This window comes from Microtetraspora niveoalba, from assembly GCF_001570405.1.
GTDB classification, from domain to species: Bacteria; Actinomycetota; Actinomycetes; order Streptosporangiales; family Streptosporangiaceae; genus Microtetraspora; species Microtetraspora niveoalba.
In genome coordinates, this window is sequence record NZ_BBYM01000025.1 from 51845 (window position 1) to 69232 (window position 17388).

19 protein-coding genes are annotated in these 17388 nt (G+C 72.0%); 11 read left to right on the forward strand and 8 right to left on the reverse strand.

Going from position 1 to position 17388, the window contains the following annotated elements:
• Window positions 1-5 precede the first annotated feature (5 nt).
• On the forward strand, window positions 6-575 hold the full coding sequence (locus AWQ70_RS42085; protein ID WP_067180151.1) for a hemerythrin domain-containing protein: 570 nt from the start codon (window positions 6-8) through the stop codon (window positions 573-575).
• A gap of 12 nt (window positions 576-587) precedes the next feature.
• Here AWQ70_RS42085 and AWQ70_RS24360 read toward each other — a convergent pair whose 3' ends face one another.
• The gene (locus AWQ70_RS24360) at window positions 588-1247 is read right to left on the reverse strand and encodes an ATP-binding protein (RefSeq protein WP_067180154.1); all 660 of its coding nucleotides are present in this window, start codon (window positions 1245-1247) and stop codon (window positions 588-590) included.
• A 133-nt stretch (window positions 1248-1380) separates the two neighbouring features.
• On the opposite strand from AWQ70_RS24360, the gene AWQ70_RS24365 reads away from it, so the two are divergent.
• Both AWQ70_RS24365 and AWQ70_RS24370 read left to right on the forward strand, forming a co-directional pair.
• Window positions 1381-2160, forward strand: coding sequence for a helix-turn-helix domain-containing protein (locus tag AWQ70_RS24365; protein WP_067180155.1), 780 nt, complete (start codon window positions 1381-1383; stop codon window positions 2158-2160).
• Entirely contained in the window at window positions 2151-2447 is a 297-nt protein-coding gene (locus AWQ70_RS24370) for a DUF397 domain-containing protein (protein ID WP_067180158.1), read from the forward strand. The genes AWQ70_RS24365 and AWQ70_RS24370 overlap by 10 nt, the downstream gene beginning before the upstream one ends.
• 94 nt (window positions 2448-2541) lie before the next feature.
• On the opposite strand, the gene AWQ70_RS24375 is transcribed toward AWQ70_RS24370, so the two are convergent.
• The 3 genes from AWQ70_RS24375 to AWQ70_RS24385 all read right to left on the reverse strand — a co-directional run bounded on the left by AWQ70_RS24375 (window position 2542) and on the right by AWQ70_RS24385 (window position 7908).
• Entirely contained in the window at window positions 2542-3189 is a 648-nt protein-coding gene (locus AWQ70_RS24375; RefSeq protein ID WP_245647130.1) for an HAD family hydrolase, read from the reverse strand.
• A 34-nt stretch (window positions 3190-3223) separates the two neighbouring features.
• Complete coding sequence (gene hrpA / locus AWQ70_RS24380) at window positions 3224-7102, reverse strand: ATP-dependent RNA helicase HrpA (RefSeq protein ID WP_067180161.1); 3879 nt, start codon at window positions 7100-7102, stop codon at window positions 3224-3226.
• Window positions 7103-7320: 218 nt separating this feature from the next.
• Entirely contained in the window at window positions 7321-7908 is a 588-nt protein-coding gene (locus tag AWQ70_RS24385) for a winged helix-turn-helix domain-containing protein (RefSeq protein ID WP_067180163.1), read from the reverse strand.
• A 246-nt stretch (window positions 7909-8154) separates the two neighbouring features.
• On the opposite strand from AWQ70_RS24385, the gene AWQ70_RS24390 reads away from it, so the two are divergent.
• From AWQ70_RS24390 to AWQ70_RS24400, 3 genes are all read left to right on the forward strand, one after another.
• Window positions 8155-9054 carry a carbohydrate kinase family protein gene (locus AWQ70_RS24390; protein WP_067180165.1) on the forward strand — a complete coding sequence of 300 codons (900 nt, stop codon included), beginning with the start codon at window positions 8155-8157 and terminating at the stop codon, window positions 9052-9054.
• A gap of 69 nt (window positions 9055-9123) precedes the next feature.
• Complete coding sequence (locus AWQ70_RS24395) at window positions 9124-9417, forward strand: hypothetical protein (RefSeq protein ID WP_067180169.1); 294 nt, start codon at window positions 9124-9126, stop codon at window positions 9415-9417.
• A gap of 93 nt (window positions 9418-9510) precedes the next feature.
• Window positions 9511-10212, forward strand: coding sequence for an HAD family hydrolase (locus AWQ70_RS24400; RefSeq protein WP_067180172.1), 702 nt, complete (start codon window positions 9511-9513; stop codon window positions 10210-10212).
• Window positions 10213-10283: 71 nt separating this feature from the next.
• Here the strand turns inward: AWQ70_RS24400 and AWQ70_RS24405 are convergent, their stop codons facing one another.
• Together AWQ70_RS24405 and AWQ70_RS24410 are read right to left on the reverse strand one after the other, a co-directional pair.
• Window positions 10284-10916 (reverse strand): nucleoside/nucleotide kinase family protein, encoded by a 633-nt coding sequence (locus tag AWQ70_RS24405; RefSeq protein WP_245647131.1) that lies wholly within the window; start codon window positions 10914-10916, stop codon window positions 10284-10286.
• A 47-nt stretch (window positions 10917-10963) separates the two neighbouring features.
• Window positions 10964-11377, reverse strand: a complete 414-nt coding sequence (locus AWQ70_RS24410) for a hypothetical protein (protein WP_067180175.1) — start codon at window positions 11375-11377, stop codon at window positions 10964-10966.
• A gap of 206 nt (window positions 11378-11583) precedes the next feature.
• On the opposite strand from AWQ70_RS24410, the gene AWQ70_RS24415 reads away from it, so the two are divergent.
• Window positions 11584-12309 (forward strand): FHA domain-containing protein, encoded by a 726-nt coding sequence (locus tag AWQ70_RS24415; protein WP_067180177.1) that lies wholly within the window; start codon window positions 11584-11586, stop codon window positions 12307-12309.
• Window positions 12310-12559: 250 nt separating this feature from the next.
• On the opposite strand, the gene AWQ70_RS24420 is transcribed toward AWQ70_RS24415, so the two are convergent.
• Entirely contained in the window at window positions 12560-14017 is a 1458-nt protein-coding gene (locus tag AWQ70_RS24420; RefSeq protein ID WP_067180180.1) for a serine/threonine-protein kinase, read from the reverse strand.
• 140 nt (window positions 14018-14157) lie between these two features.
• Window positions 14158-14379 carry a hypothetical protein gene (locus tag AWQ70_RS40330; RefSeq protein WP_157530339.1) on the reverse strand — a complete coding sequence of 74 codons (222 nt, stop codon included), beginning with the start codon at window positions 14377-14379 and terminating at the stop codon, window positions 14158-14160.
• 292 nt (window positions 14380-14671) lie between these two features.
• Between AWQ70_RS40330 and AWQ70_RS24430 the strand changes: the two genes are divergently transcribed.
• Genes AWQ70_RS24430 through AWQ70_RS24440 form a run of 4 tightly spaced genes read left to right on the forward strand, consistent with a single transcriptional unit; the run spans window position 14672 to window position 17334 of the window.
• Window positions 14672-15172, forward strand: a complete 501-nt coding sequence (locus tag AWQ70_RS24430) for a cupin domain-containing protein (RefSeq protein ID WP_067180186.1) — start codon at window positions 14672-14674, stop codon at window positions 15170-15172.
• Between the two features lie 2 nt (window positions 15173-15174).
• Window positions 15175-15567 (forward strand): ArsR/SmtB family transcription factor, encoded by a 393-nt coding sequence (locus tag AWQ70_RS37940; protein WP_084517754.1) that lies wholly within the window; start codon window positions 15175-15177, stop codon window positions 15565-15567.
• Between the two features lie 54 nt (window positions 15568-15621).
• Window positions 15622-16020, forward strand: a complete 399-nt coding sequence (locus tag AWQ70_RS24435; RefSeq protein ID WP_067180189.1) for a YciI family protein — start codon at window positions 15622-15624, stop codon at window positions 16018-16020.
• Between the two features lie 24 nt (window positions 16021-16044).
• Window positions 16045-17334 carry an RNA polymerase sigma factor gene (locus tag AWQ70_RS24440; RefSeq protein ID WP_067180192.1) on the forward strand — a complete coding sequence of 430 codons (1290 nt, stop codon included), beginning with the start codon at window positions 16045-16047 and terminating at the stop codon, window positions 17332-17334.
• Window positions 17335-17388: the final 54 nt, after the last annotated feature.

The window sequence follows — 17388 nt, forward strand, 5'->3', positions numbered from 1 at the left end:
GAGACATGGCAGTGGACGTCATCGGCCTGATCACCGCGGACCACCGTGACATCGAGGCGCTGTTCGAGCGGATCCGGGAGACGCCGGAGAACCGCCCGGCGCTCGTCGCCGAGCTGGCGGCGAAGTTCGTCGCGCACTCCCGCGCCGAGGAGGAGAAGGTGTACCCGGTGCTCGCGAAGAAGGACCCGTCGGAGAAGAAGGAGGTCCACCACGGCGCCGAGGAGCACCACGAGGCCGAGGAGATCCTCAGCCGCCTGATCGCGGCCGACCCCGACGGACCCGACTTCGACGGCCCGTTCCAGGAGCTGGTGGGGGCGATCACGCACCACGTCGAGGAGGAGGAGAGCGAGGTGCTGCCCGCGCTCGCGAAGGCGCTGCCGCCGCGGCGGCTGGCGGAGATGGGCCGGGAGTTCAGCGAGCGCAAGGCGCGGGAGCTGAGCGGCCCGACCAGGCCCGCGGGCCGGTCGAAGGAGGAGCTCCTCCAGGAGGCCGAGAAGGAGGGCGTCCAGGGCCGCTCCCAGATGACCAAGGAGCAGCTCATCACGGCGATCAAGGAGAAGAAGAGCGCCGCCTGACGGGAGCCGCGTTCAAGGGGGCCAGGCGAGGAGCTGGAACCAGACCGACTTGCCGTACGGGGTCGGGGTCCAGCCCCAGCCGTGGGCGAAGGTCCGGACGATGGCGAGGCCGCGCCCGCCGATGTCGAGGTCGCCGGCCCGGCGCGGGCGCGGCAGCGCGAAGCACGAGTCGTGGACCTCGACGACGATCAGCTCGCGCTCGCGGCAGACGGAGATGCGGATGGTGCTCGCGGCGGGCACCCCCTGCGCGCCGTGGGTGATGGCGTTGGTGACGAGCTCCGAGGCGAGGAGCTCGGCGACCTCCGGGACGTCCTGCGCCGCCTCCCAGTCGGCGGCGACGTCCCGCACGAACCGGCGCGCGGACGCCAGGCACCTCCCGTCGGGCGGGATCCATTTCTCGCCCAGGACGGGGGCGGGGCGGCCCGGGGCGTACGGGCGGCCGCAGATCGCCGCGCGGGCGGTGACCGCGCCGCACGCGGCTCCCCCCGCGTGCCCGCCCCATCCGAGGGCGCCGTCGAATCCGATCTGGCCGCAGAGCCCGGCGTGACCGGCGAACCCGGCCTGGCCCCCGAAGGCCCGTTGACCGGGCCCGGCCTGACCGGCGGGTCCCTGGCGCCCCGCGGACGCCGTGTGAGCGGTGGATGTCGTACGGCCGGCGGTCGCCTTTTCCATCGGTGCTCTCCCGCGTTTCGGATTCCCGGATCCAGGTTGCCGAGCCGGGGCTACTGTCAGTAAAGGATTCGTTACCAAGGCCGCGCTTTGCGGATCGGGTCCGCGCCATTGAACTCCGGCAAAGGAGGACATTGTGGTCGACTCCTATTCACCACAGGCGATATGGGGCAGGGAACTGCGCCATTACCGGCAGGCGGCGAGCCTCACCCAGGCACAGCTCGCCGAGAAGATCCACTTCAGCGAATCCCTGATCAGCGGTGTGGAGACCGGCCAGCTCCCGGCCAGTCCCGAGTTCGCCGACGCCTGCGACCAGGCCCTCGCCACGGGCGGCGCGCTCGGCCGCCTGCTCGACTGGCGCAAGGGCCAGGTCTTCCCCTCCTGGTTCGGCAAGTGGCGCGACAAGGAGCAGATGGCCACGACCCTGCGGACGTACGAGCCCCTGCTCATCCCCGGCCTGCTCCAGACCGAGGCGTACGCACGGGTGGTGCTGCGCGGCGACGAGACGGCGGTGGCGGGCCGCCTGCACCGGCAGCTCATCCTCACCCGCGAGGAGCCCCCGCCCCCGACCCTGAGATGCGTGATCGACGAGGCCGTGCTGCATCGGCCGATCGGCGGCCCGGAGGTGATGCGCGAGCAGCTCGGCCATCTGGTCGCGATGACCGGCCCACGGCTGAGCGTCCAGGTGGTGCCCGAGGGCATGCACTCCGGCCTGCTCGGAGGTTTCGTAATCGCGACCCTGGAAGGCGGAGCCGACGTACTGTATGCGGAGACCGCCGTCCGTGGCATCGCCACCAGCGATCCCGACGACGTCGGCACAGCGATCGAGCGGTTCGAGGCGATACGCACTGAGGCGTTGCCGCTGAAGATGTCCCTCGGACTCATTGAGAAAACGGTGGAGGAACGATGGACCTGAGCAAGACGCGCTGGCGCAAGTCGAGCTTCTCCGGCGACAACGGCGGCAACTGCGTCGAGGTGGCGGAGGTCACCGGCGTCGCCGGGCGCCCCGCCCACGCCCGCGCGATCGGCGACGGAGATCCCACGAGGGGCCGCGTCTCCGGGATCGACCACAAGAGGGGCCACGACCGGCTGATCGCCGTACGCGACTCCAAGGACCCCGACGGCCCCCGGCTGTTCTTCACCCCCGCCGAGTGGGACGCGTTCGTCGCGGGAGTCAAGGCCGCCGAGTTCGACCTCGGCTGAGCGCACGCCGGCACCCCGCTTCCGGCCGTCGGCCCCTCCACTCGACGGCCGGAAATCGGGGGCCGAATCCGGCGGTCGCGGGTGAGCGCCGGGGTCAGGTGAGCCGGGCGGCGAGGTCGGCGAGGCCGTCGACGACCATGTCGGCCTGGGCCGCCTCCGGACGGTCCGCGTGGAGATAGCCCCATGGGCCCCGGCGCAGCAGCGCGGCGCGCATCCCCGCCCTCCTCGCCGGCAGGACGTCGTTGTCGATCCGGTCGCCGACGTAGAGGATCTCCTCCGGGCGGCGGCCCGCGACGGCGGCGACCTTGGCGAAGAACTCCGGCGCCGGTTTCTCCACCTCCCACGCGGCCGAGGTGTGGATCGCGTCCACCGGCAGGTCCATGGCGAGCAGCGCGTCGTACGCCTGGCTCGGCTGGTTGCCCGCGACGATCAGCTCGTATCCGGCGGCTCTGAGCGCGGCGAGGCTGTCGCGCACGTCCGGGTAGAGGTCGTCGCCGTCGAAGTTCTCGCGCAGGCCGCCCGGGTCCTCCTCGCGCCAGGCCGCGATCTCCGCGTCGAGGTCGAGGCCGGGCCGGATCACCTGGAACGCGTCCGCGTGCGAGCGGTCGAGCGCGGCCATCCCGCCGAGCACGCCCATGAACGTCAGGCGGGGCACCCCCAGCCGGTCGGCCCACCGCGACCAGATGCGCGTCTCGTCGATCAGCGTCTCACCGACGTCGAACACCAGTGACCGGACGTTCACGGCCGCTCCTCCACGCTTCTCTCACGCTTTCCCGTCACAGCCGCTCCATCGCCTTGCGGATGCGTTTCTCCGAGATCGGGGCCGGGGTCCCGAGCTGCTGGGCGAAGAAGCTGACCCGCAGCTCCTCGATCATCCACCGGATCTCGCGTACGGCCGGGGCGTCCCGCTCCGCCGGTTTGAGCCGGTCGAGCAGGTCGCGGTAGTCGTCCTCGACGTCGTGGACCAGGTGCATCCACTCGCGGTCGCGGTACGGGTCGTCCGGGAGCTTCTGCAGGCGGCGCTCGACCGCGCGCAGGTAGCGGTGCAGGTCGGGCAGCCGGGCGTATCCGGTCGCGGTCACGAAGCCGGGGTGGATCAGCCCGTCGAGCTGCTCCCTGATGTCGGCGACCGCGTCCGCCGGTCCGGCGATGGCGTTCTGCACGACGTGCCAGGTCGCGAGGACGCGCTCCACCTTGCCGACGACGTCCTCGGTGGTGTCGTACAGGCCGGCGCGCACGTGATCGTGCAGCCGCCGGAACCCCGCGGCGTCCCAGGCGGGCCCTCCGGCCTCGGCCATCAGCCGGTCGGCGGCGCAGGCGGTGCAGTCGTCGAACAGCTCGGCCGCGCCTCCGTGCGGGCTGCGGCTGAGCGCCAGCTTCTGCGCGGTGGTGAGCCCACGCAGGATGGCCTTGGCCGGGTTGACCGAGCCGAGCAGCAGCAGCCGCCGGGTGCCCGCCCACATCGCGCGCTCCTGCTCGGCGGGGGTGTCGAACATCCGCACCGCGACGCTGCCGGTCTCGTCGACGAGCGCGGGATAGGCCTTCATCCGGCCCTGCTCGAAGACCCGGGGCAGCGTGCCGATGGTCCACTCGCGCAGGCCGGTGCGTTCCAGGTCGTCGGCCGCCCTCGACAGCGTCGCGCGGAGCCGGGGGGCGAGCCTGCGTTTGAGCCCGTCGAGGTCCTTGTCCTCGGCGATCACGCGCTTCCTGTCGTCGATCACCCGATACGTGATGCGCAGGTGGTCGGGCACCTGGTCGGGCGCCCACGCGTCGCGCGGGATCGTCACGCCGGTCATCCGGTGCAGCTCCCGCTCCAGCACGTCGAGCAGCGGCTCGGCCGGAGCCCCACCCTCGTGCGACACCCGTTCCAGTACGGCTTTCGCGTAGTTGGGGGCGGGCACGAAGTTGCGCCGGAGCTGCTTGGGCAGCGACCTGATCAGCGCGGTGACGAGGTCCTCGCGCAGCCCGGGGATCTGCCAGTCGAACCCGGACGGCTCGACCTGGTTCAGCACGGCGAGCGGGACGTGCACGGTGACGCCGTCGGCGTCGGTGCCCGGCTCGAACTGGTAGGTGAGCCGCATCCGCTGGCCGCGCTGCCGCCACGCGTCGGGATAGTCCCTCGCGCTGACGCCCGCGCTCTCGTTGACCAGCATCTCGGGCGAGAACGTCAGCAGGTCGGGCTTGGCGGGGGCGGTCTTCTTCCACCAGCTGTCGAAGTGGCGGCCGGAGACGACGTCGGCGGGGATCCGCTGGTCGTAGAAGTCGAACAGGGTCTCGTCGTCGACGAGGATGTCCCGGCGGCGCGCCTTCTCCTCAAGCTGCTCGACCTCCTGGAGCAGCTTGCGGTTCTCGTGGAAGAACTTGTGGTGGGTGCGCCAGTCGCCCTCCACCAGCGCGTGCCGGATGAACAGCTCGCGGCTCAGCTCGGGATCGATCCTGCCGTAGTTGACCTTGCGCTCGGTCACGATCGGCACGCCGTACAGGGTCACCTTCTCCAAGGCGACGACGGCGGCCTGGTCCTTCTCCCAGTGCGGCTCGCTGTACGTGCGCTTGACGAGGTGCTGGGCGAGCGGCTCGACCCAGCCCGGCTCGATCTTGGCGTTGACCCGGGCCCAGAGCCGCGAGGTCTCCACCAGCTCGGCGGACATGACCCACTGCGGCTGCGCCTTGGCGAGCGCCGACCCCGGGAAGATCGCGAAGCGGGCGTTGCGCGCGCCGATGTACTCGGTGACGGGACGGCGCGGCCCGTCCGGCCTGCGCGGCGCGCCCTTCGACTCCATGACGTCCTTGACGCCGATGTGCGACAGCAGCCCGGACAGCAGCGAGACGTGCACCCGCTGCGGGTCGGCGTCCACGCTGTTGACGACGACGCCGAGGTTCTTGGCGACCTGGCGGAGCTGGCTGTCGATGTCCTGCCACTCGCGTACCCGCAGGTAGTTGAGGAACTCGGTACGGCACAGCCGGCGGAACGCGCTGGAGGACAGCTCGCGCTGCCGCTCCTTGATGTGCTTCCACAGGTTGAGGTAGGTGACGAAGTCGGATTCCTTGTCGGCGAACCTGCGGTGCTTCTCGTCGGCCGCCTGCTGCTTGTCCGCCGGGCGCTCGCGCGGGTCCTGGATGGACAGCGCCGCCGCGATGATCATCACTTCGCGCACGCAGCCGTTCTTGTCGGCCTCCAGCACCATGCGGGCCAGGCGCGGGTCCACCGGGAGCTGGGCGATCTTGCGTCCGACGGGGGTCAGGCCCTTGGCGTCCAGGGCGCCCAGCTCGTGCAGCAGGTTGACGCCGTCCTTGATCTGGCGGCTGTCCGGCGGCTCGACGAACGGGAACGCGGCGATGTCGCCGAGACCGAGCGAGGTCATCTGGAGGATGACCGACGCCAGGTTGGTGCGGAGGATCTCCGGGTCGGTGAACTCGGGTCGGCCGAGGAAGTCCTCCTCGGAGTACAGCCGGATGCAGATGCCGTCGGAGGTGCGGCCGCAGCGGCCCTTGCGCTGGTTGGCGCTCGCCTGCGAGATCGGCTCGATCGGCAGCCGCTGCACCTTGAGCCGGTGGCTGTACCGGGAGATGCGGGCGGTTCCGGGGTCGATGACGTACTTGATGCCGGGGACGGTGAGGGAGGTCTCGGCGACGTTGGTGGCGAGGACGATGCGGCGGCCCCGGTGCTGCTGGAAGACGCGGTGCTGCTCGGCGGCCGACAGCCGGGCGTACAGCGGGAGGACCTCCTCGTCGCGGCCCTTCAGCGCGTCGGCGGTGTCGCGGATCTCGCGCTCGCCGCTGAGGAAGACGAGGATGTCGCCCGGCCCCTCGGCGCACAGCTCGTCCACGGCGGCGGCGATGGCCTGCGTCTGGTCGTCGTCCTCCTCGACGGGGCGGTAGCGCACCTCGACCGGATAGGTGCGGCCGGAGACCTCGACGATCGGCGCGTCCCCCGACGGCGAGGCGAAGTGCCGGGCGAACCGCTCGGGGTCGATCGTGGCCGAGGTGATGATCACCTTGAGGTCGGGCCGCTTGGGCAGCAGCTGCTTGAGGTAGCCGAGGATGAAGTCGATGTTGAGGCTGCGCTCGTGCGCCTCGTCGATGATGAGCGTGTCATAGCGCAGCAGCATCGGGTCGGTCTGCATCTCGGCCAGCAGGATGCCGTCGGTCATCAGCTTGACCAGGGTGCCGTCGCTGGAGTGGTCGGTGAAGCGCACCTTGTAGCCGACGGCGTCGCCGAGGGAGATCGACAACTCCTCGGCGATGCGCTCGGCGACGGTCCGGGCGGCGATGCGGCGCGGCTGCGTGTGGCCGATCAGGCCGTGGACGCCGCGCCCCAGCTCCAGGCAGATCTTCGGGAGCTGGGTGGTCTTGCCGGAGCCGGTCTCGCCCGCGACGATCACGACCTGGTGGTCGCGGATGGCCTCCAGCAGGTCGTCCTTGCGCTGGCTGACCGGGAGTTGCGGCGGGTAGCTGATCGGCGGCACGGCCTCGCGCCTGGCCGCGACCCGGAGCTCGGCCGCCTCGATGTCGGCGGCGATCTCGGCGGCCACGGCCTGGCGCGCCTTGCCGTCCCTTATCTTGCGCATGCCGTCGATGCGCCGGCGGAGCCTGCGCTGGTCGCGCAGCATCAGGTCAGGCAGGCTGCCCTGCAGATCGGCGAGCGTAGTTTTCATCCCGCCGTAAGCATAGGTACGGCCGGGTATGTCTCCGCCACCGGATTACCGCCGGGCTGATCTCCGCGTCGTGGGCCCGCCGGGGTCCTGCCCGAATCCGCGTCGCCGTGGCCGGGCGGGAACGGGGGCGTACGCGCCGCCTTCCGCATGGCCGCGCCGTGTCCGCCGGGGTCAGGCCGGCCGGCGGCGTCGGCTCCTCCCGCCCCGCCGAGTCCGCTTCACGCCCGGCGTGGAACGCCCTGGAACTTGTAGCCGACGTTCCGCACGGTCACGACGCGTCCGGCGTGCCGTCCCAGCTTCCTGCGCAGCCGCAGGATGTGGACGTCGACGGTGCGGGCGCTCTCGTCCCCGTACCTGTCCCACACGGCGGCCATGATCTGGCGCCGGGTGTAGACGCGGCCGGGCGCGGAGCAGAGGAAGTCGAGCAGCTCGAACTCGCGGTAGGTGAGCTCGATGTCGTCGCCGTCCACCCGCACCACCCGCGCCGAGCGGTCCACGACGAACCCGTCCGTCCCGGCGTCGTGCGCGTACGCCGGGGGCGGCCCGGACGGCGGCGGGGTCCCCGGGACCGGCGGGGGCAGCGGGACGACGCGCCCGACGATGATGAGCGCGGCCTCCGCCCCGGGGATGGGGACCACGCTGAGGACGGTGCCCTCGTCCGGCCCGGCCGGTTCGCCGGCGGGCGCGCCGACGGAGTCCCGGAGCGAGTCTCGGGCCGGCTCTCGGACAGGGTCTCGGACCGGCTCTCGGGCCGGTTTTCGGGTCGGCTCGCGGGCGGCGAGGTCGATGATCTTCGCCTGGCTCATTGCCTTCTCCTTCGGACCTGGTGACGTGCCGGATCTTGTGGAACCGGCGGCCGACACGCGGCGGCGCAGACCCGGAGCAGGTCGATGTGACGACGCTCGGTGAGTACTCGCCGTGGTCTCATGCCGGAATCATGACACCGAAAATCCATGGCGTCCAGGTAGGGATTTAGGAAAACTACCTCCGGTCGCCGTCCACTGCCAGACTGCGAGGCGAGGACGGCCGGACGGCACCCAGCGGGAGGAACAGTGATCATCGTGTGCGGCGAGGCGCTCATCGACCTCGTCCCGGCGGGCGCCGAGAACACCTGGCGCGCCGTGCCGGGAGGCGGCCCGGCCAACACGGCCGTCGCCCTCGCGCGCCTCGGAACTCCGGCGCGGCTGCTGTGCCGGTTGTCGCGGGACGGGTTCGGGCGACGGCTGCGCGACCACCTGACCACGAACGGCGTGGACCTCTCCCTCGCCGCCGAGGCGGCCGAGCCGACGACGCTCGCCGTGGTGGATCTCGACGAGCACGGCTCCGCCGACTTCCGCTTCTACATGGAGCGCACCGCCGACTGGCAGTGGACCCCCGGAGAGCTGCCCGCGTCGCTCCCGCCCGGCACCCGGGCCCTGCACGTCGGCTCGCTCGCTTCCGTCCTGCCACCCGGGGCCGACGTGCTGCGATCGTGGGCCGCCCGCCACCGCGGCGAGGCGACGGTGGTCTACGACGTCAACGTACGGCCGGCCGTCCTGCCCGGGCGGGAGCCGTACCTGGAGCGGGTGGAGGCGTGGCTCACGGCCGCGCACGTCGTCAAGGCGAGCGAGGAGGACCTCCGGTGGCTGCACCCGGAGCGCCACCCGCTCGACACGGCCCGGACGTGGCTCGCGGACCACGGCCTCGACCTGGTGCTGGTGACCAGGGGTGCGGCCGGAGCGGTGGCGCTGCGCGCGGACGGCCCTCCCGTGGAGGCGGCCGGCGTCCCCGTGCGGGTGGTGGACACGGTCGGAGCGGGGGACGCCTTCACCGGCGCGTTCCTGCACGCGACGGCCGACCGGGGCATGGGGCTCGCGGACGCCCTCGGTTATGCGGTCCGTGCCGCCGCGCTGACCTGCACACGGGAGGGCGCGGCGCCGCCGTCGCGGGCCGAGGTCGATGCCCATCGTTGAGCGATACGCACCGTTTATCCGATATTGCGGAGGGTAACACCAGAGCGAAAGCACCACCCAGGGGGGAAAATGATCAGCACACTCCACAAGATGGGGCTGCGCTCCAGCATGATGTACGCGGCCGGACTCGCCTCGATCGGCCTCGCGGCCACGTCATGGTTCGTGTCGAGAAACTACGAGGCCGCGGGCCGGGATCGTGCCGACCGCTGGGGGATCTTCATCGGAGAGTGGGCGCCCACGTTCTTCGGCATGGGGGTCGCGCTCCGCATGGAAGAGATGCGCGACATGAAGCGGCACGAGATGTCGGAGTGGCAGGAGACGCAGCAGCAGGCCATGCGCACTCCCTCCCGCGCCGGAGTGTGAGCCGATCGGGAGCCCGCGGTCCCACCTGCCGCGGGCTCCGCCGTACCCGGAGGCGGTGGGAACCGGCCCGGGGCCTCCGGGGAGAATGGGCCGGTGAGCACTGACCTCGGCTATCCCGATCCGCCCAGCCCGGCGTTCCTCTTCGACCTCGACGGCACCCTGATCGACAGCGTGTACCAGCACGTGATCGCCTGGCGCTCGGCGCTCGCCGGGCTCGGCATCGACCTGTCGGTCTGGCGGATCCACCGGCGCATCGGCATGAGCGGGGGCCTCTTCGTCACCGCGCTGCTGCGGGAGACCGGTCTGTCCCTGACCCAGGAGCAGATCGACGACCTCCAGGACGCGCACGCCGCCGCCTACACCGAGCAGATCGAGTCCGTACGACCGCTGCCCGGGGCGTCCGCGCTGCTGTCCGAGCTCACGGAACGCGGGGTGCCGTGGGCGATCGCGACCAGCGGGTACGCCAAGACCGCCCGGCGGGCGCTCGACATGCTCGGGCTGCCGGAGGACACCCCCATGGTCACCCGCGACCTGGTGCGGCGGGCCAAGCCCGACCCCGACCTGTTCCTCGCCGGCGCCACCCTGCTGGACATCGACCCCCGGTCCGCCATGGTGGTCGGCGACAGCGTCTGGGACCTGCTCGCCGCGCGCCGCGCGGGGGCGCTCGGGATCGGCCTGCTGTCCGGCGGGTACGGCAGGGACGAGCTGGAGCGCGCGGGCGCGTTCCGGGTGTACGCCGACCCCGCCGACATGCTCAACCGCCTCGACGAGCTGGGCGTGCGCCAGAACCCCTGACACTCCCGGACAACGTCCGGCGGAGGGACCGCCCGTCGAGTGCCGGTGCGCGGCATGGACCGGGGCGCCGGTCAGCCGGTGACGATCGTGAGGTCGGCGCGGGCCCGGACGTCGTGGGTCGCGTAGAAGCGCTCCTCCTGGTCCGCCCAGCGGGTCCAGTGGGGCAGATAGAGATCCCCGTCCCGCGCCAGCGCGCGGGACCTGCGGACGTCGTCGGGCGCCTTCACCCAGATCAGGCCGCTCAGGAACGGCGCGGCGCTCCAGGCCCCGCAGCCGACGCCTTCGACGAGGAGCGCCCCCGCCGCGGGCTCCTCGTGCCATTCGGCGTACTCGCCGGCGGTCCAGTCGAATCGCCGCCACCGGGCGGGACGGCCCAGGCTCAGCGGCCGCAGGACCCATTCGACGAGGGCCTCCACACCGCCGAGCAGGCCGTCCCAGCCGGGATAGAGGTCGTCCATCCGGACGAGCGGCAGCCCGCGGGCGGTCGCGAGTGCCTCGGCGAGGGTGGACTTGCCCGCGCCCGACCGGCCCTCGACGGCCAGCACGCGCGTGCGCCCCGCCCGCGCGGGACGGGCGAGCAGCAGGTCGACTCGCTGCCGTAGCGGCTGACCGCCCCCTGGGCCGACCGGGGCGGGTGGGAAGGCAGCGAGGCTCCGGTCACCCGCGCACGGCCGCTCCCCGTCCGGCCCCGCCACCTCTCGCACGCCCTCACATCCCCCGCCCGGCGACTCCGGTCATCCATGATGCGTCGTCACGCGCCGTAGAACCACTTCGAGGTCCAGATCCTGATCCACTCCCCCGGCGGGTAGACCCGGCCGTTGGCAACGATCCACCTGGTCCGCGACCGTACGCAGTCGACGTCGGGCCAGTGCGGCGACCCGTACGCGTTGGAGTTCTTGCCGTTCGGGAGGTCCCGGTAGGGTCCGATCGCGCCGCAGGTGAAGTGGCTGTTCGCGTCCCGGCTCAGTTGCAGCGTGCCCCCGGTGCGGTTGTAGACGATCCCGCAGGGGTTGGTGATGCCGCCGCAGGACGCGCCCCGGGCCGGGACCGTCGCCGGGACGGACGACGCCGCCGCGGCCTGGGCGGCGGGCGCCCCGATCATCGTCAGGAGCGCCGCCGCGGCCCCCGCCGCCGCTGCCCCGGCTTTCGTGCGTGCAGAGAACATTTCTCCCCCATGTCTCTTCGCCTTCCGTGGAGCCGGGGAATCCGCCGTCGCCGATACGCGAATTAACGCCATGTGCCCGCTTTCCAGCGTTTTGCGGCTTTCCCGGTTTTCTCCGGTCATCGCCATGCTCGGACATGATCCCGATTTTGCTAACCTCGAAGATTCAAGGGTGCTCGATCGCCGCCCATACGGAGGACGCGGAGAGAATGCGGACGATCCTCGTTCAGACCGAGGCTCCCGGTCCCGGGTCGTCCACGCTGGAGATCCGTCCGGGCCGTGAGATCAGTTTCGGCCGCGGCGACGTGGCCGCGCCGGTCGACTTCCCGCTGCGCCACCCGGGCGTGTCGCGGAGGGCCGGCGTCATCAGGGCCGTCGAGGACTACTGGCTGCTGACCAACCTCAGCCGCTCCGCGACCCTCGTGGTGGAGAACCCCGAAGGCGGCGGCGAGTTCCTCAAGGTGCCTCCGGGGCGGGCCGCCGCGCCCGTGCCGTTCGAGTTCGCCCGCGTGGTGCTGCCGGTCGCCGAAGGGTCGTGCACGTTCCTGGTCTTCGCCTCCCAGCACAGCTACATCGACCTGGACGCGCCCGAGAGCACGTCGGGAGAGCCGACGTTGTCGGCGTTCTCGGTGGACGAGTCGGCGAAGTACTTCCTGGTGCTGGTCGCGCTCTGCGAGCCCCGGCTGCGCGACTGCTCGTCGTCGGTCATCCCGACCGTTCCCGAGGTGCTGGAGCGCCTGGAGCGCGTCCCCGGCTGCGCCGACCTGACCCGCGCGGCCGTCAACTTCCACATCGACTATCTGGCCAGGACGAAGCTGCGCGTCAAGGAGGCGTCCGGCGCGCGCAAGGCCGACTGGCAGCGCGCCGCGCTGGTCTCCGTCGCGCTCCGGTTCGACCTGGTCACCGAGCACCACCTGACGCTGCTGGACGGCTGAGCCGCTCCCGGCGGACGCTCCCCGGAGAGGCGGGGCCACGGCGGGCGGTCGCGCCGGGTGGTCACGACCGGCGTCACCGCCGGCGGTCGCGGCGGGTGGCCACGTTGGTAGTCGGCGCCGGTCTTCGGCGGGCGGTCACGGTTGGTGGTCGGCGCGGGTGGTCACGGCCGGTGGTCACGGTTGGTAGTCGGCGCCGGTCTTCGGCGGGCGGTCACGGTTGGTGATCGGCACGGGTGGTCACGGCGGGCGGTCACGGTTGGTAGTCGGCGCGGTGGCGGCGCACCCGTTCCACGTACGGCTGGAAGCGGGCCGGCACGCCGTTCTCCCCTCGGATCACGTCGTCCGACGACCGGAACGCCGCCGCCCCGAGCAGCCCCGGATCGCCGGGCACCCCGGCGAGCAGCGGCAGCCGTACGCACAGGTAGCGGCCGACCGCGGGGATGCTGTCCTCGGGGGGCAGCGGAGGCGTGGGGATCTCGCCCCTCCTCTCCGCGGGGAGATAGAACCGCATCACGGACGGCGTCCACCGGGCCAGGCCGTACTCGTCCTTGGCCGGATCGGACAGGTCGGGGTCGAAACCGCTCTCCGTCTTGAGGATCGCGGCGACGAGCGCGGGCGTCAGGCCGGGCTCGTCGCACATCGTGCCCGCCTGGACGATCAGGCCGCGGTACTGGCGCGGGATGTCGGAGCCGGTGCGCAGCCAGCGCGCGTAGGGATCCGGCCCGCCCTCCACGGCGGTCGCCCCCGTGCCGGCCGCGAGCGTGAGGAGGGCGGCGGCGGCCAGCCCGGCGACGCCGCGTCCCCTCCTCCCGTCCGGGACGCGTACGGTGCCCGCCAGGACGCGGGCCCGGCGGAGCTGGAACGCCGCCTCGGGCCGCGACCTCGGCCGAGGCGCGAGGCAGTCGGCGATCCAGGCCCGCCAGGCGTCCGGCAGCGAGGCGGGAAGCGCGAGGGGCCGCTCCCCCGCCACGTACTCGGCCGCCGCGACGTAACGGGCGCGGGCGGTCGGCGCGTCGAACGGCAGGCGCCCGGTGAGCAACTGGCACGCGGTCACGCCGAGCGCCCAGATGTCGGCCGAGGTCCGTACGGCGTAGCCGCGCTCGGTCAGCGGCTCGCCCCAGCGCTCCGGGGGCACGTGGTCGACCGACCCCGCCGGGGGGAGGTAGCCGTGGGTGCCGTCGATCTCGGTGGCCAGCCCGAAGTCGGCGAGCCGGACCGAGCCGTCGGCCATCAGGAGGACGTTGCTCGGCTTGAGGTCGCCGTGGAGCCACCCCTCGGCGTGCAGGTGGGCCAGCCCCTCGCAGATCTCGGCGATCAGCCTCGGCGCGTCCGGCACGGGTGCTCCGGCGCGGAGCAGGTCGGCCAGCGACCTGCGGGCCGGCTCCATGACCAGGACGCAGGCTCCGTCGAGGTCGGGGTCGTCCGCGTCGTCCACGACGAGCGTCTCCATGACCCGCACCACGCGCGGGTGCCGCAGGGCGCGGTGCAGGCGGATCTCCCGCTGGGCCATGTCCCGCAGGTGGCGGAGCTGGCGGCGGGTGACCGTGCCGGTGGGCAGGAACTTCAGCGCGGCAGGCTCGCCGTCGCCGGTCACCGGCCGCCCCTCGTACACGCTGGCCCAGCTTCCGGAGGCGATCGGCCGGGTCACCCGCCAGTCGCCGACCCGGTATCCGACCGGCACGCTGATCGCCCAGCCTTGGGTGTCCATGCGGTGTCCCGCCTTCCGTGCGACCTTGACCGATGATCGCCACGCGGTGTCATGCTAGCGCCGAGATTCCCCCGTTTCGGGGAAACGGCCACACCCGAAAAGGGCCCTGGCCGCATCCCGGCTGGGCCCCTTCTTTCCTCCTAATCGCCGCCGTCTCCCCCGTCACCGCCGAATCCGGCGTCTCCGCCTCCGCCGTATCCGCTGTATCCGCCGCCTCCGCCCCCACCGCCGCCACCCCCGGTCGGTGGGTCGTCAGACGAGAAGGTGACGGCGAGCAGGAGGCCCAGGAAGATGAAGAACACGAGGACCCCGGGTCCGTCCGCGTCCCGGTTGACCGCCACCATAAGGATGAGAGCGCCCATCAGCATCAGGATTACGCCTCTGAGGATTGCGCGCACGGCGACCTCCTTGGTTTTCCGGGGACCTCACCTTTTCTCACTGAAAGTAATGAAGTCAATACACCCCATTTTTCGCCAGGCGTCGCGGGGCCTATCCGTTCAACGGCTCTTTCTCTTTAATCAGGAGGTCTGCCCGTGCTGTTCAAGCCCACCGTCGTGCAGTCGCGCGGAGTGGACGGGTCGCTGTTCACCTCCTGGTACACCCGCCGGCGACGTGCTTATTCTAAAAATCCTTGGATTTTGTGAGGAGAGCACGATGTCCTACCCGCAGCCGCGATACCTGGGCGAGACAGGCGAGAACAGCGGCGTCTTCCGGCTCGGGTCCACGCCGCCGGACCTGCGGATGCGCCCGGACGGCCGGGGAACCGGCCTGCACTACCTGGCCACCGGCGCCTCGACCGGCGGCCACTTCGGCCTCTACCGGTGGGACATGGACCCCCAGCCCTCCGGTCCCAGCCCGCATTTCCACCGCACGATGACCGAGTCCTTCTACGTTCTTTCCGGCACCATCCGCCTCTACAACGGAGAACGCTGGGTGGACGGGACGCAGGGTGACTTCCTGTTCGTACCGGAGGGCGGGATCCACGCGTTCCGGAACGAGTCGGGCGAGCCCGCTTCGATGTTGCTGCTTTTCACCCCCGGAGCGCCGCGCGAGGCGTACTTCGAGGCACTCGCCGAGATCGCGACCACCGGGCGGCAACTCGGCCCCGAGGAGTGGACCGAGCTGTTCGCCCGGCACGACCAGTACATGGTCTGACCGTGGCCGGATTCCCCGAGAAGCCGATCTACCGGGAGCTCGCCCGCATCGGCAAGGTGTTCGGGAGCCCCGTACGGCTGCGACTGCTGGACGTCCTGGGAGAGCGCGAACGCACGGTCGAGGAGCTGGCCGAGGAGGCGCGCGTCCCCCTGAAGAACACCTCGGCCCAGTTGCAGCACCTGCGAGCGGCCGCGCGCCGTCGAGATCGTGGCCTACTGCGGCGGGCCGTTCTGCGTGGTGTCCCCCCGGGCCGTCACACTCCTGCGCGATCACGGCATCACCGCCTGGCGCGACTCCGGCCGCCGGGTGGAGACCGGCTGCCCCCGTCCCTGCACACCCCAGGACGGCGGCGCCGAAAAATCTTCCTCGAAATCTCGCGAGGATGTCGAGAATGAGGTCACCTGCTTCGACCTGGGGTGCAAACGCCGACAAGCTCAGGGAGCGAGACCATGAAGTACATGCTGCTGATGCAGTTCAGTGAGCAGACCGATCTTCCGCCCATCCACACCTGGCCGGCCGAGGACGTCAAGGCCCACATCGAGTTCATGCGCGAGACGAACGACAAGTTCGTCAAGGACGGCGTGTTCGTCGACGCCCAGGGCCTCGCGGGCCCGGACCAGGCCCGCATCGTACGCGCCGGTGACGGCGCCTCCCCGGTCGTCACCGACGGCCCGTTCCCCGAGACGAAGGAGTTCCTCATCGGCTGGTGGATCGTCGACTGCGAGACCCCCGAGCGGGCGGTCGACCTCGCCGCCTACATCTCGGCCGCGCCCGGGCCCGGCGGCAGGCCGCTCAACATGCCGATCGAGGTGCGCCAGGTGATGTCGGCGCCGCCCGAGGAGCTGTGACCGGGCTGCCGGGCTGAAGCGAGGGTGAGCACGTCAGCCGTCGACGACCTGCTGCGCGAACTCGCGCCGCAGGTCGTCGGCCTGCTCACCCGCCGTTTCGGAGACTTCGACGCGGCCGACGACGCGGTGCAGGAGGCGATGCTGGACGCCCTGGACCAGTGGCCCGCGCGGGGCGTGCCGGACAACCCCCGGGGGTGGCTGATCCAGGTCGCCCACCGCCGGATGGCCGACCAGGTGCGCAACGAGCAGGCGCGGCGCCGCCGCGAGGAGCTGGTGGCCGCCCAGGAGCCTCCGGAGAGACGGACCGCTCCCCCGGCCGAGGACGCGCTCGAGGCGGACCGGGACGACACGCTGATCATGCTGTTCCTCTGCTGCCATCCCGCGCTGACCCCGGCGTCGGCGATCGCCCTCACGCTGCGGTCCGTGGGCGGCCTCACCACGGCCGAGATCGCCCGCGCGTTCATGGTGCCCGAGGCGACGATGGCCCAGCGGATCAGCCGGGCCAAGCAGCGCATCAAGGCGTCCGGCGTGCCGTTCCGGATGCCCGCCGCCGGGGAGCGGGCGGCCCGGCTCGGCTCGGTGCTGCACGTGCTGTACCTCATCTTCAACGAGGGCTACGCCAGCAGCGCCGGGCCCGGCCTGCACCGGATCGAGCTCTCCCAGGAGGCGATCCGGCTGACCCGCGTCGCCCACCGGCTGCTCCCGGACGACTGCGAGGTGGCGGGCCTCCTCGCCTTGATGCTGCTCACCGACGCGCGGCGCCCCGCCCGCACCGACGCGTCCGGCACACCGATCCCGCTCGCCGACCAGGACCGGAGCCTCTGGGACGGCCGGGCCGTCGCCGAAGGCGTCGCGCTCATCACCCGCACCCTGGCCAGGGGCTCGGTCGGGCCGTACCAGCTCCAGGCGGCGATCGCCGCGCTGCACGACGAGGCGGCGACGGCCGAGGAGACCGACTGGCCGCAGATCCTCGCGCTGTACGGCCTCCTGGAACGGATGTCCGACAACCCCCTGGTGTCGCTCAACCGCGCCGTCGCCGCCGCCATGGCCCACGGGCCCGCCACCGGCCTGCGGATGCTCAAAGCGCTCGACGGCCGCCTCTCCGGGAACCACCGCTTCCACGCCGCCCGGGCCCACCTGCTGGAGATGGCCGGTGACCACGCGGCGGCGATCGAGGACTATCGCGCGGCGGCGAGCCGGACGACCAGCATCCCCGAACGCGACTACCTCACCACCCGCGCCGCCGGCCTCGCCACCCGGGACGTGCCCCTTCGCGGCCAGCAGCCTGGCACGACCTCCCCGCGGCCGATGTAGCCGAAGCGGGCGAGGGCCAAGCCCTCACCGATGCCCCGCCGCCCCGCCGACGGA